Annotated in this window: 18 protein-coding genes and 1 tRNA gene; 14 read left to right on the forward strand and 5 right to left on the reverse strand. The window is 70.4% G+C overall.

What is annotated here, in order from left to right; translation table 11 throughout:
* Nucleotides 1-138: 138 nt before the first annotated feature.
* Both ABT001_RS07045 and ABT001_RS07050 read right to left on the reverse strand, forming a co-directional pair.
* Nucleotides 139-225: transfer RNA gene (locus ABT001_RS07045), tRNA-Ser, on the reverse strand.
* 61 nt (nt 226-286) lie between these two features.
* On the reverse strand, nt 287-1,822 hold the full coding sequence (locus tag ABT001_RS07050; protein ID WP_351273459.1) for a S1C family serine protease: 1,536 nt from the start codon (nt 1,820-1,822) through the stop codon (nt 287-289).
* A gap of 198 nt (nt 1,823-2,020) precedes the next feature.
* Between ABT001_RS07050 and ABT001_RS07055 the strand changes: the two genes are divergently transcribed.
* From ABT001_RS07055 to ABT001_RS07065, 3 genes are all read left to right on the forward strand, one after another.
* Nucleotides 2,021-2,866, forward strand: coding sequence for a glycerophosphodiester phosphodiesterase (locus ABT001_RS07055; protein WP_351273462.1), 846 nt, complete (start codon nt 2,021-2,023; stop codon nt 2,864-2,866).
* 47 nt (nt 2,867-2,913) lie between these two features.
* Nucleotides 2,914-3,597, forward strand: a complete 684-nt coding sequence (locus ABT001_RS07060) for an ATP-binding protein (RefSeq protein WP_502967432.1) — start codon at nt 2,914-2,916, stop codon at nt 3,595-3,597.
* A 137-nt stretch (nt 3,598-3,734) separates the two neighbouring features.
* Entirely contained in the window at nt 3,735-4,700 is a 966-nt protein-coding gene (locus ABT001_RS07065) for a DUF5926 family protein (RefSeq protein ID WP_351273468.1), read from the forward strand.
* Between the two features lie 532 nt (nt 4,701-5,232).
* On the opposite strand, the gene ABT001_RS07070 is transcribed toward ABT001_RS07065, so the two are convergent.
* The gene (locus ABT001_RS07070) at nt 5,233-5,916 is read right to left on the reverse strand and encodes a bifunctional DNA primase/polymerase (protein ID WP_351273471.1); all 684 of its coding nucleotides are present in this window, start codon (nt 5,914-5,916) and stop codon (nt 5,233-5,235) included.
* Between the two features lie 692 nt (nt 5,917-6,608).
* Between ABT001_RS07070 and ABT001_RS07075 the strand changes: the two genes are divergently transcribed.
* On the forward strand, nt 6,609-7,937 hold the full coding sequence (locus ABT001_RS07075) for a PP2C family protein-serine/threonine phosphatase (RefSeq protein WP_351273474.1): 1,329 nt from the start codon (nt 6,609-6,611) through the stop codon (nt 7,935-7,937).
* 110 nt (nt 7,938-8,047) lie between these two features.
* Nucleotides 8,048-9,511, forward strand: coding sequence for an aminopeptidase P family protein (locus ABT001_RS07080; RefSeq protein ID WP_351273477.1), 1,464 nt, complete (start codon nt 8,048-8,050; stop codon nt 9,509-9,511).
* A gap of 49 nt (nt 9,512-9,560) precedes the next feature.
* Here the strand turns inward: ABT001_RS07080 and ABT001_RS07085 are convergent, their stop codons facing one another.
* A complete protein-coding gene (locus tag ABT001_RS07085; RefSeq protein ID WP_351273480.1) occupies nt 9,561-10,148 on the reverse strand; it encodes an ATP-binding protein in 588 nt (195 codons plus the stop codon).
* A gap of 260 nt (nt 10,149-10,408) precedes the next feature.
* Between ABT001_RS07085 and ABT001_RS07090 the strand changes: the two genes are divergently transcribed.
* The 9 genes from ABT001_RS07090 to ABT001_RS07130 all read left to right on the forward strand — a co-directional run bounded on the left by ABT001_RS07090 (nt 10,409) and on the right by ABT001_RS07130 (nt 20,131).
* Nucleotides 10,409-11,206: a hypothetical protein gene (locus ABT001_RS07090; protein ID WP_351273482.1), complete on the forward strand. Its 798-nt coding sequence runs from the start codon at nt 10,409-10,411 to the stop codon at nt 11,204-11,206.
* A gap of 98 nt (nt 11,207-11,304) precedes the next feature.
* Complete coding sequence (locus tag ABT001_RS07095; RefSeq protein ID WP_351273484.1) at nt 11,305-12,036, forward strand: YcnI family copper-binding membrane protein; 732 nt, start codon at nt 11,305-11,307, stop codon at nt 12,034-12,036.
* Between the two features lie 49 nt (nt 12,037-12,085).
* Nucleotides 12,086-12,742 (forward strand): SCO family protein, encoded by a 657-nt coding sequence (locus tag ABT001_RS07100; RefSeq protein WP_351273487.1) that lies wholly within the window; start codon nt 12,086-12,088, stop codon nt 12,740-12,742.
* The gene (locus ABT001_RS07105) at nt 12,739-13,185 is read left to right on the forward strand and encodes a copper chaperone PCu(A)C (RefSeq protein ID WP_351273490.1); all 447 of its coding nucleotides are present in this window, start codon (nt 12,739-12,741) and stop codon (nt 13,183-13,185) included. The genes ABT001_RS07100 and ABT001_RS07105 overlap by 4 nt, the downstream gene beginning before the upstream one ends.
* 12 nt (nt 13,186-13,197) lie before the next feature.
* On the forward strand, nt 13,198-15,141 hold the full coding sequence (locus tag ABT001_RS07110) for a copper resistance CopC/CopD family protein (protein ID WP_351273492.1): 1,944 nt from the start codon (nt 13,198-13,200) through the stop codon (nt 15,139-15,141).
* 5 nt (nt 15,142-15,146) lie between these two features.
* Nucleotides 15,147-16,460, forward strand: coding sequence for an iron uptake transporter deferrochelatase/peroxidase subunit (gene efeB / locus ABT001_RS07115; RefSeq protein ID WP_351273494.1), 1,314 nt, complete (start codon nt 15,147-15,149; stop codon nt 16,458-16,460).
* Between the two features lie 61 nt (nt 16,461-16,521).
* A complete protein-coding gene (gene pheA / locus ABT001_RS07120) occupies nt 16,522-17,457 on the forward strand; it encodes a prephenate dehydratase (protein WP_351273497.1) in 936 nt (311 codons plus the stop codon).
* Between the two features lie 584 nt (nt 17,458-18,041).
* On the forward strand, nt 18,042-19,319 hold the full coding sequence (gene serS, locus ABT001_RS07125) for a serine--tRNA ligase (protein WP_351273500.1): 1,278 nt from the start codon (nt 18,042-18,044) through the stop codon (nt 19,317-19,319).
* Nucleotides 19,316-20,131: an HAD family hydrolase gene (locus ABT001_RS07130; protein ID WP_351273503.1), complete on the forward strand. Its 816-nt coding sequence runs from the start codon at nt 19,316-19,318 to the stop codon at nt 20,129-20,131. The genes serS and ABT001_RS07130 overlap by 4 nt, the downstream gene beginning before the upstream one ends.
* Before the next feature lie 133 nt (nt 20,132-20,264).
* Here ABT001_RS07130 and ABT001_RS07135 read toward each other — a convergent pair whose 3' ends face one another.
* The gene (locus tag ABT001_RS07135) at nt 20,265-20,957 is read right to left on the reverse strand and encodes a hypothetical protein (protein ID WP_351273505.1); all 693 of its coding nucleotides are present in this window, start codon (nt 20,955-20,957) and stop codon (nt 20,265-20,267) included.
* Nucleotides 20,958-21,140 lie beyond the last annotated feature (183 nt).

The raw sequence follows: 21,140 nt of genomic DNA on the forward strand, positions 1-21,140 counted from the left end.
GCAGCGCCCAGCCGTGCCCCCCGCGTGCCCCTTCCGTGCCCGACAGAGCGGGAAACCAAGGGGAACAGCGGTGCCCGGCGGAGAACGGGCATGGCAAAGGCCCCCGACCATACGTACTGGTCAGGGGCCGTTCACCTGCGGTGGGTGTGGGATTTGAACCCACGGTGACATCGCTGCCACGACGGTTTTCAAGACCGTTCCCTTAGGCCGCTCGGGCAACCCACCCCGCGTCGTCACCGGGCCCGGTGGCCCGGAGCCGGCTCGATGCGTGGGACAGCCTAGCCGGTCAGCTGTCGCCCTTGCGCTCGCCCAGGGTGAGTTCGGCGGTTGCCGTCCTGCCGTCGCGCTCATAGGTGAGCGTGACCTCGTCGCCCGGCCTGTGGGTCCAGATCTCGCCGATCAGCGTCGGGCCGCTGTCCACCACCGTGTCGTTGAACTTGGTGATCACGTCACCGGCCTTCAGCCCGGCCTTGGCCGCCGGACCGTCCGCGGTGACCGCGGGGGTGCCGCCCGCACCCTCGTCCGAGATGACGGCGCCGCCTGACTTCTCCTCCATCGTCACCGTCGCGCCGATCACCGGGTAGACGGGCTGGCCCGTCTTGATCAGCTGCTCGGCTACGTTCTTCGCCTGGTTGACCGGGATCGCGAAGCCGAGGCCGATGGAGCCGGCCTGGGACTGGCCGACGCCGCCGCCGCTGGTGGACTGGATGGCCGAGTTGATGCCGATCACCGCACCGCCCGCGTCCAGCAGCGGACCGCCCGAGTTGCCCGGGTTGATCGAGGCGTCGGTCTGCAGTGCGCTCATGTACGAGTTCTTGTTGCTCGAACCGTCACCGGAGGCGACCGGGCGGTCCTTCGCGCTGATGATGCCGGTGGTGACCGTGTTGGAGAGGCCGAACGGCGCACCGATCGCGATGGTGGAATCGCCCACCGCGACCTTGTCCGAGTCGCCCAGGGCCAGCGGGGTCAGGCCCTCCGGGGGGCTCTTCAGCTTCAGCACGGCCACGTCGTAGCCCTGGGCGCGGCCGACCACCTCGGCGTCGTACGTCTTGCCGTTGGAGAACGTCGCGGTCAGCTGACCGCTGTCCGCCGCGGAGGCCACCACGTGGTTGTTCGTGAGGATGTGGCCCTCCTTGTCGTACACGAAGCCGGTTCCCGTGCCGCCCTCGCCACCGCCGTCGCCCGACTGCGCGTCGATGGTCACGACGCTGGGCAGCGCGCTGGCGGCGACGCCGGCGACCGTGCCCGGATCGCGCTTGAAATCCTTGGGGTTGTTGGAGGCGGCGACCGTGGTCGACCCGGAGGAGGAGCCGGAGTCGCTGCTGTCGGCGGCCCAGTAACCGAAGGCTCCGCCGACACCGCCCGCGACCAGTGCGGCGACCGCCACGGCGGCGATCAGTCCGTTCGCGCGGCGCTTGCGCGGGGGCTCGGGCTCCGAGGGGGCGGGGGCGCCCCAGGCCGGAGGGCTGCCGCCGTCGGCGTACGCCGGGATGGCGGGAGGGGGCGGCGGCCAGGCGGCCGAGCCGGCCGGAGGCTGCTGAGGCGACGGCGGCGCGTACGGGTTCTGCTCGTGCCCGGCGGTGTACGGCCCGGCGCCGTCCTGGTGTGTCGCGCCGCCCTCGTACCTCGCGCCGTCCTGGTGCGTCGCGGCCGGAATCGGGGCCGTCGGCGGGTCCGCGGGAGCGGCGGGCGGAGCCTCCGGCGCGGGCGGACCTCCCTGCGGGGCGCCCTCAGGAGCGGCAGCCGGCACGGGAGGTGCGGACGGAACAGACGGTACGGACGGAACCGCGGCGCCCTCGTTGCCCTCGTTCTCGGTGCTCACAGCTCTTTACTCCTCGGTTCCACTCGGCATTCGGCAAGAGATCCGCTGTGCACGTGTCTGCAGTCAGCTTTTCCCACAGCACGTCAGGCCACTGTAAGCAGGACCTGTGCATCCGCACACCAATCTTTACATCAGGCAAAACGGACCTCCGTCACAAGGTGTCAGCACCCGCCCGTGTCCTGGTGACACGATGGCGCGGTGACCCATGCTCGCCTGCCCTCGCCCCAGCCTCCTATCCAGGTCATCGCCCACCGCGGGGCCTCGGACGACGCCCCCGAGCACACGCTGGCCGCGTACCGGAAGGCCATCGAGGACGGGGCGGACGCCTTGGAGTGCGACGTCCGTCTCACCGCGGACGGGCAGCTCGTCTGCGTCCACGACCGCAGGGTGAACCGCACGTCGAACGGCCGGGGCGCCGTCTCCGCCCTGGAGCTGTCCGATCTCGCCGCCCTCGACTTCGGATCCTGGAAGAAACACGTGAAGGACCACGAGGAGTCCCCGGACTGGGACCCCGTGCCGGGTGAGCTCACCTCCGTGCTCACCCTGGAGAAGCTCCTCGAACTGGCCCACGACGTCCGGGCCGCCGGCCGTCCGCTTCAGCTGGCCATCGAGACCAAACACCCCACGCGCTGGGCCGGCCAGGTCGAGGAGCGGCTGCTCCACCTGCTCAAGCGGTTCGGCCTGGACGCCCCGCCCGCCGTGGGGCCGTCCCCGGTACGCGTCATGAGCTTCTCCGCCCGGTCCCTGTACCGGGTCCGGGCGGCAGCACCGACCCTGCCCACCGTCTTCCTGATGCAGTTCGTCTCCCCCCGGCTGCGTGACGGGCGGCTCCCCGCCGGGGCCGGGATCGCCGGTCCGGGGATGCGGATCGTCCGCAACAACCCGGCTTACATCGAACGGTTGCACCGGGCGGGGCACCGGGTGCACGTGTGGACCGTGAACGAGCCGGAGGACGTCGAGCTGTGCGTGCGCCTCGGGGTGGAAGCAATCATCACCAACCGGCCGAAACAGGTTCTTTCACAACTTGGCCGCTCTTCACATTAGTCACAGGGGGTGCACCGGCGCATTCACTCGGCAATCGATCATCACGAGTGCATCACCGACAGGGCTTCGGCCGGTTTCCGGCACAGTCCAGGGGGGCATCCAAACCGTGGCGTGGGGCAAAGGAGGTCTCGGGGGTGGCGGTTTTGGTGGCACAGGAAGTGCCCACGTCGTCGAGCATGGCCGTACCCCATGGCCCTGCGGGCGTGGGGCAGGCGCGGCATCGTATGCGCGAGCAGCTGCGCAGCAACGGGGTCGCGGACACCGTGGTCGACGACGCGGTACTGATCCTTTCCGAACTGCTCAGCAACGCCTGCCGGCACGGCAGGCCGCTGGGACAGCACTCGGAGATGGGCGACGGCGACATCCGCGCCGCATGGCGCGTGGACAGGAGGGGTGACCTGACCGTCGAGGTCACGGACGGAGGCGGTCCGACCAGACCGGCCCCGGCCACCCCCTCGGTCACCGCGCGCGGCGGACGCGGACTCAACATCATCAGCGCCCTCGCCCGGGAGTGGGGCGTACGGGACGACGCGGTCGGTGAGGTCACCGTCTGGGCCCTGGTCTCCGCGGGCCACGGACACGGGGGCTTCACGACGGCGGCCCCGGGCCCCACGAGGCCGGCCCGCCGCGAGCGGTCCGGGCTGCGCGGGCTGCACGGAAGACATGGATTCGGCTCGCTCGACGGACTGGAACTCGCGGACGCTCTCGACGCCTTCGACGACGCGAGCTGAGAGCGGTGCCGCGCCGGTACGGCACTCGGCGCGGTGGAGCAGGCGGCCAGGGTGCCCGGCAGGTGCGCCCCGGCAACGACGGGGACGGCTAGGCTCGCGCCCGAGACCGCACTGTCGCAATCGGGAGAACGCCCACCATGGCCAAGAAGCGCCCTCAGTCCAAGGCCGGGAAGCCGCAGCTCAAGGACGGTGAAATCCCGGTCGTAGGGGCTCGCGAGCCCTGCCCGTGCGGTTCGGGCCGCCGCTACAAGGCGTGCCACGGACGCGCCGCAGCGCACGCCGTGACCGAGCTGGTCCAGCGCCCCTTCGAGGGAATCCCCGGAGAGTGCGACTGGATCGCGCTGCGCGAGCTGGTGCCCGCCGCCACCGTCGAACTGACGCTGAAGGGCGGGCTTCCCGAGGGCGTCCCGTCCGTGTCGCTCGCGACGGTACTGCCGATGGCCTGGCCGGCACTGCGCCGCGACGACGGCTCCGTCCTGCTCGCCCTGCAGAACGACACCTCGTCCGGCGACCTCAGCCGCGATCTCGCGGACACCCTGCAGCGTGCGCTGGAGGCCGACCCCGGTTCGCCGGTCCCCGCCCGCCGGGTGCCCGCCGACGGCCCGCGGCTGCAGGACGTCCTCGACCCCGATGCCGCGTTCGAGCCTGTCGTGCATTCCGGTTTCGAATTCTGGGTCCCGGACGCGGAGAACGCCACGGCGGAGGTCTCCGCCTCTCTGGAGCGTGCCAACGCGGCGGCCATCCCCACCACCCGGCTCTCCGGCGTGGACGCGGCCTACTGGTGCGAGACGCCGGAGAAGAACCACCTCCGCTGGGTCATGCCGCACCCCGAGGAGCAGTTGCTCGACGCTCTCGCCCGGCTGCACGCGGCGGGTACCTCCTCGCTCGGCGAGGGGACCCGCCTGGTGGGCTCGTTCCGCGCCCATGGGCTGATGGTCCCGGTCTGGGATCTGCCGAGTGCGATGGGGGCCGAGGAGTGCGAGAAGCCTGCGGCGCGGTTCGCCGAGCACCTCGCCGAAGCCCTCGCCTCGGACGTCCCGCTGACGAGTGACGAGCGCCGGGCCCGCAGTGGGCTCACCAACCGCCAAGTGACGCTCAGCTGACAGTGACGAGAGCCGGGGCACGGCGGTGACTCCCGTCACAACTCCCCGTACCCGTCGGTAAATCGGTGTCCGAATAGGCGAGATCGAATTTGCTAACGGCAGATCTCTTGTTACGGTTCTGGAAGTCCGGTCGCTGGTGCATCCCCCGTCGCCAGCGGCCGGACGTCCTCGTTTCCGGGCTCGGACGGCCGGGCGCACGCCGGAGCGCACGTCGCGTCGACCGCCTGCGGCGACCGTCCGGCACCGTCAACAGCTCCGCGCACACTCGCGCGCCCGTAGGCCACGGATCCGCGTCCCGGCGGCCCGTACGTGCGCACCCACTTCCGCTCCCGCGCCGGAGCCACGCCCGCAGACCGCCCGGCCGCGCCGGACGCTCGGTTTCGGACAAGAACTGCGTGGGACGCGCCGCGTGCTGTGCACCGTGCCCCCGTGCGTAGCGGACGATCCGGCGACACATGTGCGAAGGGCCGTCAGAAGCCCCTTCCCCAGCGGCCCCCACGGGGCGCGGTGACGGCCGGTCCGCTACCGCCGCTCAGTACGCGAGCCGGCTGCCGCCGTCCGGGGCCCCGTTGCTCGCCTCGACGAGCGCGTCCAGGACCGATTCCACATCCGGGAGCCACGGCGCGGCGTCCCCGGCCGCCGGTTCGCGCTCCCAGCGCACCTGCCCCGTACCCACCTCGGACGGGGGCAGGATGAGATAGCCGCCCTCGCCGTGGAACCGCAGAGAGCTGGGCACCCGGTCCATGGCGTGCAGCAGTTCGCCGAGCCGTTCCAGGGTGTAGGGGGCGACCAACAGCGACCACCGGGTCGGCGTCGCCACCACAGGGCCGAGCCGCACCCCCATAGCGTCGAGCGCCGTCAGCGCACGCGCTCCGGCGACGGCCGGCAGGCTCAGCGCACACGGTGCCTGGCCACCCGTGGCCATGACGAGGGGCGCGGTGGGGCGGTTGGTCCACCACCAGCGCACCATGCGAGCGTCGGTGGTGGCCGCGAGGAGACCGGGGTCGAATGGGTGTGCGCCGGGTACGGCGCACTCAGGGTCAGGACAGGAGCAGCCACGGTCACGGCCGCCGCGTACGGCTCCCGTCGCGGGCCCTGCTCCCGGGAGCACCGGCCACTTCCGGACGGTGGCGCAGATCAGCGCCGCGTCGAGCTGGGCGGAACTTCCCTTGCGCCGGGGCCGGTGCCTGCGTCGCCTTCCGAGGATCTCGCGCATGAGCGCTCGTTCCTTTCCGTTGAACGCCGAGGTCCACATCACACCACGCGTTCGTTACCACGCGTGTGCGTCTCTTCGCTGTGCGTGCGTGCTTGCTCATCGGGTCTGCGGTACGGACGGATCGTCGGTGCCGAGCGTGAGCCGAGCCGAGCAGAGTGGAACCGAACAGAATGGAGCTGAGCCGAGTCGAAACCGAGCCGAGTCCAGTCAAAACATCGCGCGGTCGGCGTGCGCATCGCGCGTGCCGTCCCTTGTGCAGCTCCACCACTCGGGGTGGAACGGGCGGCTGTCATCTGTGAGGACGTCCGGGCTCGCTGTCGGGTTCCGGGACGGTCACAACTGCCCCTGGCCGTCCACGATTACGTACCCCGCATGTCCGGGATGACGCTCCCTCCGGCATTTCACCCCGAGGGCGCCCCCTTGTCGGGCACACCCAGTCGATCGCAAAAAACGGCCCGGGGGTGCATTTTTCAGCCAAGTTGACTGTCGCACGGACACCATAAATACCGTCAGGACAATGCTGGACATCAGCTTACTTGTGCGTGTAGATGTGGGGACGTGTACCTGTGGTTGCACCGATAGCGGCGCAGAACGACATGGGGGTTTGCGATGCTATTCGACAGAACACACCGGTCGGAAAGCCGACTGCCATGAGCGCCCCACACCTTCCGAAAGTGGCTGGAATCGATCCCATGGTTCCCGTTTCGACGCACACTGCCGCGCCCACGGAAGGTGTCCCCTCCCCACCGGGAGCCTTCATCCAGGACCGGCTGGCCGGCTGGGTGTCCGACCTCACCACACTGCACGAACTCACCGAGCGGCTGGCGGGGACCGCCACCCTGGACAGCGCCCTCCACGAACTGCTGCGCGCCGGGGCGACCCTGGTGGGATCCGGTCGGGGGCTCGTCGTCCTCGAACCCTCCGACGGCCGCGGGCCGACCCGCACGATCGGGCTGGGACTCACGCACGCCGATCTGGGACACATCGAGACCGTGTCCCGTGGCGCCACCGCGTACGGCCGCTTCCTCGACGGCCTGCCGGACACCGAGGGCCCGCGGGCCACTCCCGACATCCCCGGCGGGGCCGGTCTCGACCCCCGCAGCCGCGAGGTCGCAGCCCGACTCGGATACGCCGCCGACTACACACAGCCCCTAGCCACCGAAACCGCCGGCCGGCTCGGCGCAGCCGTCTGGCTTTACGACGAACCGGCGGAACCGCTGGAACGCCAGCGCCATCTCGTCGGGGCGTACGCCCGCTACGCCGCCGAGCACCTGGCCCGCCTGCTCGAACTGGAACGCGCCAGGGCGGATGCCGCCGTCATCGCCGAGGAGCTCTTCCCCAGCAGACTGCCCCGGATCCCCGGAGTCCGGCTGGCCGCCCGCCGACGGGCCGGGTCCGAGGGCGGCGGCGACTGGTACGACGCCCTGAGCCTGCCGGACAGCGCGCTCGGCCTCGCCGTCGGATCGGTCGGTGGCTCCGGACCGGCCGCGATGGCCGCCACGGGCCGGCTCCGCGCCGGGCTGCGGGCCTACGCCGTGATGGAGGGCGAGGACCCGGTCGCCGTGCTCTCCGATCTCGAACTGCTGCTGCGACTGACCGAAGCGGGCGGCGCGGCGACCGCTCTCTACGCGTACTGCGAACCCGACCGGCACACCCTCCTGCTCGCCGGCGCCGGGCACACCCCGCCGCTGGTGACCGGGGAACGGCGTACCGAATTCGTGGAGACGGGCCTCTCCGCGCCCCTGGGCATGCTCTCGTGCTGGGAGGCGCCGAGCGTGGAGATCACGGTCAGGCCCGGCGAGACGGTGCTGCTCTACACCGACGGACTGCTGCACCGCACGGGAGACACCACGGACCGGGCGTTCGCGCGGCTGCGCTCGGCGGCGGCCGGTGTGCCGAAGGCCCTGCGCCAGGATCCCGGAGCCGTCGCGGACCACATTCTTCGGGCCGTCCTGCCGGACGGGGCGGGGCGGAGCGACGACACCGAGGACATCGCCCTGCTGGCCGTGCGCTTCGACTGAGGTCCTGCCGGCAGCGGGCCCAGGACGACAGGAAGCCTTCAGGCACGTGACCCCTATTCCGCACGCCCGTACGATGGAGGGGGTCCAGTGTCGTACAAGGAGGACATAACGTGTCTGAGGAGCTTGCCCCGGAGACCCCGGAAGCAGCAGAAGCAGAGCCGGTCAAGCAGCGGAAGAACGGCCTGTACCCGGGCATTTCCGATGAGCTCGCCGAGAACATGAAGTCCGGCTGGGCCGACACCGAGCTGCACGGCCTGGAGCCGATCGCCCAGGCCTCGTACACCGCCGCCCGCCGCGCCGCGCTCTCCGCGCGCTTCCCCGGCGAGCGGCTCGTCATTCCCGCGGGCAACCTGAAGACCCGCTCCAACGACACCGAGTACGCCTTCCGCGCCTCCACCGAGTACGCCTACCTCACCGGCGACCTGACCCAGGACAGCGCTCTGGTGCTCGAACCGGCCGACGGCGGGCACATGGCGACGGTCTACCTGCTGCCCCGTTCCGACCGGGAGAACGGCGAGTTCTGGCTCGACGGCCAGGGCGAGCTCTGGGTCGGGCGGCGCAACTCCCTCACCGAGGCCGAGCAGCTGCTCGGCATCCCGGCGAAGGACGTCCGGGAGCTCCCGGCCGCGCTGGCCGAGGCCACCGGCCCGGTGCGCAACGTGCGCGGACACGACGCGGGCATCGAAGCCGCGCTCACCGACAAGGTCACCGCCGAACGCGACGAGGAGCTGCGCGTCTACCTCTCCGAGGCCCGCCTGGTCAAGGACGCGTTCGAGGTGGCCGAGCTGCAGAAGGCCTGCGACGCCACGGCACGCGGCTTCGAGGACGTCGTGAAGGTCCTCGACAAGGCGGAGGCCACGAGCGAGCGCTACATCGAAGGCACCTTCTTCCTGCGCGCCCGCGTCGACGGCAACGACATCGGCTACGGCTCCATCTGCGCGGCCGGCCCGCACGCCACCACGCTGCACTGGGTCCGCAACGACGGAGCGGTCCGCTCCGGCGAGCTCCTGCTGCTCGACGCGGGCGTGGAGACCAACGAGCTCTACACCGCCGACGTGACGCGGACGCTGCCCATCAACGGCACGTTCTCGCCGCTGCAGCGGAAGATCTACGACGCGGTGTACGAGGCCCAGGAGGCGGGCATCGCCGCCGTGAAGCCCGGCGCAACCTTCCGCGACTTCCACGACGCGGCCCAGCGGGTCCTCGCCGAGAAGCTGGTCGAGTGGGGCCTGCTGGGCGACCTGTCCGTGGAGAAGGTCCTGGAGCTGGGCCTCCAGCGCCGCTGGACGCTGCACGGTACCGGCCACATGCTCGGCATGGACGTCCACGACTGCGCCGTCGCGCGCACGGAGTCGTACGTCGACGGCATCCTGGAGCCCGGGGTCTGCCTGACGGTCGAGCCCGGACTGTACTTCCAGGCCGACGACCTGACCGTGCCCGAGGAGTACCGGGGGATCGGCGTCCGGATCGAGGACGACATCCTCGTGACCGAGGACGGCAACCGGAACCTGTCCGCCACGCTGCCGCGCAGGTCCGACGAGGTCGAGGCGTGGATGGCCCGGCTCAAGGGCTGACACGGCCGACGCGGGACGGCCACGTCCCGCGAGCGGGAGGGCGCGCTGCTCAGGACACCATGAGCAGCGCGCCCTCCCGCCATTTCAGGACCTTGTCGAAGCTGACCACCGCGCCTCGCCCCGGCCGGTTCCCGAAGTGGACGTGGTCGGAGAGTTCCTCGATCAGACAGAGTCCGCGCCCGCCCTCGGCCGTGGCCGGGGGGTGCGTGGCGCTGCAGGCGTGCGACGGACCGGCCGCCGGGTGAACGGCGGACGTGTGCTGATCCGACGGATGCCCGACGGACTGCTGTGCGGCGGTGCGAAGCGTGCGCCGGGAGGGGAATCCGGGCCCCGAGTCGGCGACTTCGATACGGCATTTCTCGCCGTCCAGATACGCGGTGACCCGGTACTGCCCGCAGGCCTTCCCCGTCTGCTCCTCACCGTAGGAGGCGGGGACCACGTCTCCGGCCTCATCCGGGCCCCGTCGGTCGCCGCCGTGTTCGACGGCGTTCGCACAGGCTTCGCTGAGCGCGACCGAGAGGTCGTAGGAGATGTCCGGATCCACCCCCGCGGTCTCCATGGTGCCGAGCAGAAAACGACGGGCGAGCGGAACGCTCGCGGCTTCGCGCCGCAAATGGAGTGACCACCAGATGCTCATGCTCCAGCCTCCTGGCTGCGGCTCGACATACCGATACGTATTGCCGCGATGAACACGTCGTAAGCACAGATCGGCTGTGACAGCCCTCATTCGGCGGATGCGGATATTCCGTTCATCGGTGTACGGGGCCCGCGGTCGTGGTCGTCGGATCAGCCACGAACAGGCGCAACACCCCCTCATCACTCCCTGATGCGGACGGATGCCGACCTTCCGGACCTGCCGTACGGGGGCCGGGTGTCCAGTGGGATGATGACCCCGCCATGTCTATGCCTGTCGCACGCACCGGAGCCGGTATGCGGCTTTTGAGGACCGCGGTGTTCACCGCGGTCTGCGTCGTGCTCGCCGCGGCCGGACATGGCCTCGCCGCAGGTGCGAATGTGCCCGGGTGGAGCCTGCTGGCCGGCTTCGGCGGGGTCTTCGCCGTCGTGGCGGCGCTCGCCGGACGGGAGCGGAACCTCCTTTCGATCACCGCCGCCCTCGCGGCAGGGCAGCTGGCCCTGCACGTCCTCTTCGGATTCGGCCGGCACGTGCCGGCCGCCGTGCCGGGGGCCGGGGACGACTCGCTGATCCGCTTCGCCGCCGGGCTGGTGTGCGGCGCCGGACCGGCGCAGCTGAGCGCCGGTGAGGCCCACCGCATCGTGACCACGGCGGGCCTGGACCCCGCGACCGTGGTCCAGGGGCACGCACACGGGGCGGTCGACCCGACGGCCCTGGGCTCGGTGATGTCCGGCCTGCCCAGCCTGTCCATGTTCCTTGGGCATCTGCTCGCCGCGCTCGCCACCGGCTGGCTGCTGCGTCGCGGTGAGATCGCGCTCTTCCGGCTGGCCAGGCTCTCCGCACAGGGCGGACGGCAGCTCGCGGCCGGGGCCAGGCTGCGCGCGCTGCGGGCGGCGATGGCTCTCGTACGCGCCCTGCGTGCGGGACTTCCGGGACGGCTCACCACCGGGCCGCGCCCCCTCCGCAGCGCCGTCGACGCCCCCGCGCCGGCCACCGGGGACCCTCTGCAGCACATGGTGATCAGGCGCGGGCCGCCGCCCGTCTACGTACGCGCAGCCTGACACGACCCCTCCGCCGGGTTTCCGGTGCCGAGGCGGCCGTGATGCCGTGCGCGCCTCCGCGCGCGCTTCTCACCTTCATCTGTGGAGTGATCCCCGCCATGAACGTTTCCCGCATCGCCCTCGCCGGCGGCGTCGCCGCGTCCACCGTCCTGCTGCTGGCCGGTACGGCCTCCGCGCACGTCAGCGTGCAGCCGCAGGGCGAGGCCGCCAAGGGCGGCTACGCCACCGTCAACTTCAAGGTCCCCAACGAGCGTGACAACGCCTCCACCGTCAAGCTCGAGATCAGCTTCCCGACGGACCACCCGCTGGCGTCCGTAAGCCCGCAGCCGGTGGCGGGCTGGAAGATCGATGTCACCAGGAGCAAGCTGGCCGAGCCGCTCGAGGTGCACGGCAAGAAGATCAACGACGCGGTCTCCAAGGTCACCTGGACCGCGGACGACGACGGTATCGAGCCCGGCTTCTTCCAGCAGTTCCCGCTCTCGGTCGGCCAGCTCCCCGAGGACGCCGACCAGCTCGTGTTCAAGGCGCTCCAGACGTACAGCAACAAGGAAGTCGTCCGCTGGATCGAAGAGCCCACCGCGAGCGGCGAAGAGCCCGAGAGCCCGGCTCCCGTCCTCGCGCTGACCGCCCCGGCGGCCGATGCCCACGGTGCGGCGGCCGACGACAAGGGCGGCGAGGCGGAGAAGGCGAAGGAGACGACGGCGTCCTCGGACGACGCGTCCTCCTCGGGCACCGACGGCACCGCGCGCGTCCTCGGGATCGTCGGCATCGTCGTCGGCGTCGCCGGGGTGGCGTTCGGCATCCTCGCCGGCCGTCGTCGCAGCGCCTGATCCCTCCGGCTCACCCACCCGCATTTCACAGATCAGGAATCAGCTCTCCATGCACAGCAAGAAGACGGTGCTGGCCGCGGCGTTCGCCGCCGTGGCCGCACTGACCCTGTCGGCCTGCGGAAGCGGCGGAGACTCGGCGGACAACTCCGTCGCCGAGGTCTCCTCCGAGACCAGGTCCGAGCCCGCGACCGTGCTCGACCAGCCGTTCACCAAGCCCAACCTCGTCCTCACCGACACGCACGGCAAGAAGTACGACCTGCGCGAGCGGACCAAGGGCAAGCCGACCCTCATCTACTTCGGCTACACCAACTGCCCCGACGTCTGCCCCCTGACCATGAGCAACATCGCGATCGCCAAGCGGGCACTGCCCGAGGCCGACCAGGAGAAGCTCCAGGTCGTCTTCGTCACGACGGACCCCGAACGGGACACCCCGGCGTCCCTGGGCAGCTGGCTCAAGGCCCAGGATCCCGACTTCACCGGTCTCACCGGCGACTTCCCGACCATCCAGGCCGGAGCACGCCAGATCGGCATCGGCATCGACCCGCCGAAGAAGGAGAAGGACGGCACGGTCGTCTCGATGCACGGCGCCCAGGTCATCGCTTTCTCCCCGAAGACCGACAAGGGGTACGTGCTCTACGGCGAGGACGCCACGGCCGAGAACTACACCGAGGACCTCCCCGAGCTCGTCAAGGGGGAGACCCCGTGAACCGCCGCACGACCGTCGCCGGGGCCCTCGCCCTCACCACCGGGCTGGCCCTGACAGCATGTTCCTCGGACACCGCGCCGCGGATGGAGGTGACGGGGGCCTTCATGCCTCAGCCCGTCAGCGACATGGCCGCCGGCTTCCTCCTCGTCAAGAACAGCGGTGACGCGGCTGACCGCCTCACCTCGGTGACCAGCTCGCTTTCGGACCACGTCTCCATCCACGAGACGAAGAACCAGACGATGCGGATGGTCACGTCGTTCGAGGTGCCCGCCGGTGGCGAGCTCGATCTCGAACGCGGCGGCAACCACATCATGTTCACGGAACTGAAGCAGCGGCCCAAGCGGGGAGAAACGGTCTCCGTGGAACTGCACTTCGAGAAGGCCGACCCCATCACGGTCGACATTCCCGTGAAGGAGACCACCTACAACCCGAAGAAGCAGTGAGGTACTGACACCATGGCAGCCACCGCCCCGCACTTCGGGCCCTCCCCGACACGACGGCCGCTCGCCGCGGTCGCGCTCCTCGCCGCGCTGATCAGCTCGCTGTTCGGCCTGGTGCTGGCCGGCGCGAGCCCCGCGTCCGCGCACGCCGCTCTCACGGGTAGTGACCCGCAGGACGGGGCGGTGGTCGCCACCGCCCCCAAGGACGTCACCCTCACCTTCTCCGAGCAGATCGCCATGGGCGACGACTCGATCCGCGTCCTCGACCCCAGCGGCGAACGGGCCGACGACGGCGCTCCCCGTGATCTGACCAGCGGTGGTGCCGTGCGGTACGGCATCGCGCTCCACAGCGGTCTGCCCGACGGCACCTACACCGTGGCCTGGCAGGCCGTTTCCGCGGACAGCCATCCTGTCTCCGGAGCTTTCACCTTCTCCGTCGGTGCCCCCTCGGAAACGACCGTGACACTGCCGTCGGACGGAGCCGGCGGCGGTCTCGTCGGCGCGCTCTACGGCATCGCGCGCTACGCCGCGTACGCCGGCTTCATCCTGCTCGCGGGCGGATCGGCCTTCGTGCTCGCCTGCTGGCAGCGCGGGGCGGGTGCGCGGCCACTGCAACGGCTCGTCGTGCGCGGCTGGATCACGCTCACCGCGGCCACCCTGGCCATGCTGCTCCTGCGCAATCCGTACACCGGGTCCGGCGAACTCGCGGACGCCTTCGATCTCGCAGGCCTGCAATCCGTGCTCGACACCAAGCCGGGGGCCGCGCTCGTCTCCCGGCTGCTGCTCCTGGGCGCCTCCGCGCTCTTCATCGCCGTCCTCTTCGGGGCGTACGCCAAGCGCGAGGACGAGAAGGAGAAGCAGGACCTCACCTTCGGACTCGCCACGGGCGGAGCGGTCATCGCCGTGGGGATCGCCGGTACGTGGGCCCTGGCCGAGCACGCCTCGACGGGGATCCAGCCGGGCATCGCCATGCCGGTCGACGTGCTCCACCTGCTCGCCGTCGCCGGCTGGCTGGGCGGACTCGCCGCACTGCTGGTCGCCCTGTACCGGACGCCGGACATCACGAGCGGCGCGGTACGGCGGTTCTCCCGCGTGGCGTTCACCAGCGTGCTCGTCCTCGCGGCGACCGGGCTCTACCAGTCCTGGCGGCAGGTCGGTTCGTGGTCGGCTCTGACCGGTACCCGGTACGGCCAGCTGCTCCTCATCAAGGTGGCGCTCGTCGCCCTGCTCGTCGGCGTCGCGTACATATCCCGGCGCTGGACGGGGCGGCTGACCGAGCGCGCCGACTCCGCGTCCCCGTCAGCCGATGACACCGCTCAGGCCGCGTCGGTGGAGCCCGACGAGTCGTCCGACGCGGCCGCCGCCCCCGAGGAGGAAGTGGCTCCGGAGCGCGCCGCACAGCTCTCCCGGCAGCGCGCCGCACGGACGGCGACGAAGGAGAAACGAGCCCGCGACGCCGATCCGGACCGCTCCGGGCTACGGCGTTCCGTGCTGGTGGAGACGGGCATCGCCGTGGTGCTGCTCGTCGTCACGACCATCCTGACGTCCACCGAGCCCGGCCGCACCGAGGAAGAGGCCTCCCGCGGCAGCAGCACGGCTGCCGCGCCGGTGACCGGCGGAGAGGTGAATCTGAGCCTGCCCTTCGACACCGGCGGCCAGAACGGCAAGGGGACGGTACGCCTGGACATCACACCCGGCGGAACCGGTTCGAACAGCCTGCACCTGTGGATCGACGGGCCCGACAGGCGCCCGATGGACGTCCCCGAAGTGAAGCTCGCCTTCACGCTGGAGTCCAAGGACATCGGCCCGCTGCCGGTCGTCCCCGACCGCCTCGCCGAGGGGCACTGGACGTCGAGCGGCGTCCAGATCCCGATGGCGGGCGACTGGACGGTCGCCGTGACCGTGCGTACGTCGGACATCGACCAGACCACCATCGACAAGAACGTGAAGATCGGCTGAGCAGTGTGAGCAAGAAGAAGAACGGCCTCGGGGAGAACGACACCCCTGCCACTCGACGCGACCGGTCCGGGACCGGTGGCGCGGGCGTCGTCTCCCGGCGACGGCTGATCGGCGGCGCGGGAGCTGCCGGGGCGGCAGGTCTTGTCCTGGGCGCTGCGGGCGGTGCGGGCGGTTACGCGGCGACGCGCGGGGAGGAGCCGACGCCACTGACCGCGGTCGGCTCGACCGAGGCGATGTTTCACGGGAAACATCAAGCGGGGATCACCACTCCGCTTCAGGCCCGCGGACATCTGGTCGCGTTCGATCTGGCGCCCGGCGCGGGCCGCCCCGAAGCAGCCGCCCTGATGCGCCGCTGGTCGGCCGCGGCGGAACGGCTGATGGCCGGTGAACCCTCGGACAGCCGGGGCCACGACACCGGTGTGGCCCTGGACGCCGGGCCGTCCTCCCTGACCGTCACCTTCGGATTCGGGCGCACCTTCTTCGCCCGCACCGGCCTGACCGGTCACCTGCCGCCCGCGCTGGACCCACTGCCCGCCTTCTCCTCCGACCACCTCGACGCCAAGCGGTCCGACGGTGACCTCTGGGTCCAGATCGGCGCCGACGACGCGCTCGTTGCCTTTCACGCGCTGCGCGCCCTCCAGAAGGAGGCCGGCTCGACGGCGCGGGTCCGCTGGCAGATGAACGGCTTCAACCGCACCCCGGGCGCCACCGGCCGGCCGATGACCACACGCAACCTGATGGGCCAGGTCGACGGCACCAACAACCCGAAACCGGCCGAGAGCGACTTCGAGGAGCGGATCTTCGTGTCGTCCGGCGGATCGGCGGCGTACGCCTGGATGGCGGGCGGCTCGTACGCCGTGGTCCGGCGGATCAGGATGCTCCTGGACGACTGGGAGGAGCTCACGGTCAAGCGTCAGGAACAGGTCATCGGACGGCGCAAGGCGGACGGCGCCCCACTCAGCGGTGGTTCCGAGGACACCACGATGGACCTCGACAAGGCGGGCCCGGACGGCGAGCTGTTGATTCCCGGCAACGCCCACGCCCGGATCTCCTCCCCCGAGGAGAACGGTGGCGCCGCGATGCTGCGCCGCCCGTTCTCGTACCACGACGGGATCTCGGACGACGGCACCCCGGATGCCGGGCTGCTCTTCGTCTGCTGGCAGGCCGATCCGTTCAAGGGCTTCATCCCGGTCCAGCGCAAACTCGACCGCGGGGACGCGCTCTCGCCGTTCATCCGGCACGAGGCGAGCGGTCTCTTCGCCGTGCCCGGAGGCGCCGCGGCCGGGGAGTACGTGGGGCAGCGACTGCTGGAGGCCTGACGGCCTCCCGGGGATGCCGTCAGGCGCACGGCCCTGCCCATCAGCCCATTAGGGTGACCGTATGTCAGCCACGCGCTACGCCTATCTCGGCCCTGAGGGCACCTTCACCGAGGTGGCCCTCCGCACGCTCCCCGAAGCCGCCACCCGCGAACTCGTCCCGATGGTCTCGGTGCCGGCCGCCCTGGACGCGGTGCGCAGCGGGGAGGCCGCGGCGGCGCTCGTCCCCATCGAGAACTCCGTGGAGGGCGGGATCAGCGCGACGCTCGACGAGCTGACCACGGGCACTCCGCTGATGATCTACCGCGAGGTACTGCTCTCCATCACGTTCGCGCTACTGGTGCGTCCTGGGACGAAGCTGTCCGACATCAAGACCGTCAGCGCCCACCCGGCCGCGCAGCCTCAGGTACGCAACTGGATGGCGTCCCATCTGCCCGACGCGGTGTGGGAGTCGTCGGCCTCGAACGCGGACGCCGCCCGGCTCGTCCAGGAGGGGCGCTACGACGCCGCCTTCGCCGGGGAGTTCGCCGCGGCCACTTACGGGCTGGAACCGCTGGTGACCGAGATCCACGACGCGGAGAACGCCCAGACCCGCTTCGTGCTGGTGGGGCGCCCGGCCAGGCCGTCCGCGCCCACGGGAGCCGACAAGACCTCCGTGGTCATCTGGCTCGGCGCCGACCGGCCGGGAGCTCTCCTCGAACTGCTCCAGGAATTCGCCGTCCGCGGGGTCAACCTGATGCTGATCCAGTCCCGGCCCACCGGGGAGGGCATCGGGAACTACTGCTTCGCCGTGGACACCGAGGGGCACATCGCGGACCGCCGCGTCGGTGAGGCGTTGATGGGGCTGAAGCGAATCTGCCCGGAAGTGCGGTTCCTGGGTTCGTACCCGCGCGCAGGAGTGACGCCTGAAGAGGTGAGTGACCTGCGGATCGGGACGTCCGACACGGACTTCACCGAGGCGTCCGACTGGCTGGCGCGCAGCCAGGACGGCCGGGTCTGAAGCGCGGGGCGAGGGCACCACGCCCTGGCCCCACGTACGGGTTGCCCGTCCGCGCAAAGTTATCCACAGGATGTCTTCCCGGCCTGGGGACAAGTCGACACCGCAACGCGACATCGTCGACAAATCGCCCCAGCCGCTCGGATCCCCCACCAGATCACGACTCCCCGCGCATCCCCCTAATTCCGTTGATCAACTCATCAGGATGAGGAATACCCACCCGAATGAGTGCAACGGGTCAGGTTTGAGGTGCGAGCCCCTGTCCAGTCATGCCACTTTCGGAATGATCCACTCCGGCATCCACAGATCTTCTTCACAGCCTGTGGATAACTAATTGGATCAACAGAAGCCTGTGGACAACACGCCCGCCCGGCCGCCCCAACTCCCCGTCGACACACCGGCGATGCGTCAAACAGCAGGGGAGCTTGTTCCCTTTTCGAGGCAATGAAGCACTTTTATTGACCCTCTCCACCCGCCGGTCGACTCGCGATTGTCCCCCGAATTATCGATTCCGACAATTCGGGCAAAGCGCCACGCTCATCGATATCGGTTCGAGTGGCGGATCCCCGCACCGGTAGCCTTGAGGGGTGATTGACCTTCGCCTGCTCCGTGAGGACCCCGACCGTGTTCGCGCCTCCCAGCGCGCCCGTGGAGAGGACGTCGCCCTCGTCGACGCCCTGCTCTCCGCCGACGAGCTGCGCAGGTCGTCCGGCGTCCGCTTCGACGAACTCCGCTCCGAGCAGAAGTCGCTCGGCAAGCTGATCCCCAAGGCCACCCCCGAGGAGCGTGCCGAGCTCCTCAAGAAGGCCGAGCAGCTGAAGGCCGAGGTCAAGGCGGCCGACACCGCACGGGACGAGGCCGACGCCGAGGCCAAGCGGCTGCTCCTGCTGCTCGGCAACATCGTCCACGAGGACGTGCCGGTCGGCGGCGAGGAGGACTTCGTCGTCCTGGAGACGCACGGCACGATCCGTGACTTCGGCGCGGAGGGCTTCGAGCCCAAGGACCACCTGGAGCTCGGCGAGGCGCTGGGCGCCATCGACATGGAGCGCGGCGCCAAGGTGTCCGGGTCACGCTTCTACTACCTGACGGGCGTCGGCGCGCTGCTGGAGCTGGCCCTGGTCAACGCGGCCATCGCACAGGCCACCGAGGCCGGCTTCGTCCCCATGCTGACGCCCGCGCTGGTCCGCCCGCGCGCCATGGAGGGCACGGGCTTCCTCGGCCAGGCCGCGGAGAACGTGTACCACCTGGAGAAGGACGACTACTACCTCGTCGGCACGTCCGAGGTCCCCCTCGCGGCGTACCACATGGACGAGATCCTCGACGCCGACAAGCTGCCCCTGCGGTACGCGGGCTTCTCGCCGTGCTTCCGCCGCGAAGCCGGTACGTACGGCAAGGACACCCGGGGCATCTTCCGCGTCCACCAGTTCGACAAGGTCGAGATGTTCTCGTACGTCGACCCGGCGGACGCCGAGGCCGAGCACCGCAGGCTCCTGGACTGGGAGAAGCAGTGGCTCACCGCCCTCGAACTTCCGTTCCAGGTGATCGATGTCGCCACCGGTGACCTGGGATCGTCGGCCTCACGGAAGTTCGACTGCGAGGCGTGGATCCCGACCCAGGGCAAGTACCGCGAGCTGACCTCCGCGTCCAACTGCGACGGCTTCCAGGCACGCCGGCTCTCCGTCCGCATGCGCGACGGCAAGAAGGTCCAGCCGCTGGCCACGCTGAACGGCACGCTCTGCGCCGTACCGCGCACCATCGTGGCGATCCTGGAGAACCATCAGCTGCCCGACGGTTCGGTGCGTGTGCCGGAGGTCCTGCGTCCGTACCTCGGCGGGCGCGAGGTTCTGGAGCCGGTCTCCAAGTGACCTTCTCCTACAAGCTCGTCGCCACCGACCTCGACGGCACCCTGCTCCGCGACGATCACACCGTCTCCGAACGCACCCGTGAGGCACTGGCCGCGGTCACCGCGGCCGGTGCGGCGCACATCGTCGTCACCGGGAGGGCGGTGCCGTGGACCCGGCACATCCTGGACGACCTGGGCTACCAGGGGCTCGCGGTGTGCGGCCAGGGCGCGCAGGTCTACCACGCCGGCGAGCACAAGCTGCTGACTTCCCTGACCCTGGACCGGCAGCTCGCCGGGCTCGCGCTGTCCAAGATCGAGGCGGAGGTCGGTCCGCTCGCGCTGGCGGCGAGCCGTGACGGACTCGAGGGCGAGGTGCTGGTCGGGCCCGGTTACCGGGTGCAGGAGGGACCCCTGCCCGCGGTCTTCATGAACGACCCCGCCGAGATGTGGACCGCCCCGCTGAACAAGGTCTACATACAGCACCCGGAGCTCGATGACGACGCTCTGACTCTGGCCGCACAGCAGGCCGTCGGCAGCCTGGTGAACGTCGTCATGGCGGGCCCCGGCATCGTGGAGATCCTGCCCCTGGGGCTGAGCAAGGCGACCGGCCTCTCGCTGGCCGCACGCCGTCTGGGGCTCAAGGCCACGGACACGCTGGCCTTCGGTGACATGCCGAACGACATCCCCATGTTCGGCTGGGCGCAGCACGGCGTCGCCATGGCCAACGCGCACGACGCCCTGAAGGCGGTGGCGCACGAGATCACCGCGTCGAACGAGCACGACGGCATCGCGTTGGTGCTGGAGGAACTGCTCCGGACGGGCAGGCGCGCGTAGGGCGGATCCCCGGGAGTCCCGTCTGACCGGGACAGCCGTCCCGCTCGCTGCTGGAGACCGGCGCCCGGGGGCCGGTGTCCGGGGGCCGGTGTCCGGGGGACCACTCGCTTTCCGGTGGCCCCCCGGACCTATGTCAGCCATTCCTGCGGCGGCCCAGATCCCTCAGCCGGTGCGCGAGGTCGTCCATGCGGGCATCGAGCCGGATGACGTCCTGCGAGACATCGGTGAGCCGGATGCTGATGGCCCCGACGACCTGGTGCGTGACATCGAGCTTCCGGTCGAGCGAGTCGAGCCGTTGTGACATCCGGCCGAGCACGGGGCCGAGCTCCTGGAGCGCGCTCCCCACGCCGACGAGACAGCCCTCGATACGGGTGACGCGCCGGTCGAGCGAGTCGTAGGAGGCCCTGAGGTCCTCCTCCGCGTCGAGCAGGTGGGTCCGGACGCTGCGGGCGATGTCGCTGTCGCGAAGGAGCATGGCGACGTTGAGCACGGTCCTGCGGGTGTAGAGGCGAAGCTGCGTGGCCGCCTGTGGATAACTTTCCCGGCCTTCACCGTCCCATAGCGACAGCATGTCGCTATGGAAGGACTGCAGCTCAGCGCCGCGCAACACCCTCATGCCGTTTCCGGTCAGCTCTTGTAGATGCCGGTCCGTCAGCCTCTTGACCGAGGCTGTGGATACTTCGAAGTATCGGGCCACCTCCTCTGTGCGAAGGTGAATTCCATCAGGGAGCATGACAAGGTTCTTGACCTTGTCGAGGGCTTCGACGCGCCCCATCTGCTCGACCCGGAGCGCCGGGGATTCGAGCAGGGCGACTTCCGTGGGCATGGGTGTGCCTCTCGTGAGGGGGAACGGCAAGGACGGCCCTTGTCCCCGGGCTACGAGGGCGGAGGACGCTCACGGTTGCACTCACTCGATGACCGGACGGGCGGGCGTTGCCTCGCCGCCGCCGGCATTCCCCGAATTCACGAAAGCTCGACGCCACGGATTCCAGTTGCCTCCACGCGCCCT

This window comes from Streptomyces sp. NPDC002793 (assembly GCF_040295485.1).
Taxonomy (GTDB): Bacteria; Actinomycetota; Actinomycetes; order Streptomycetales; family Streptomycetaceae; genus Streptomyces.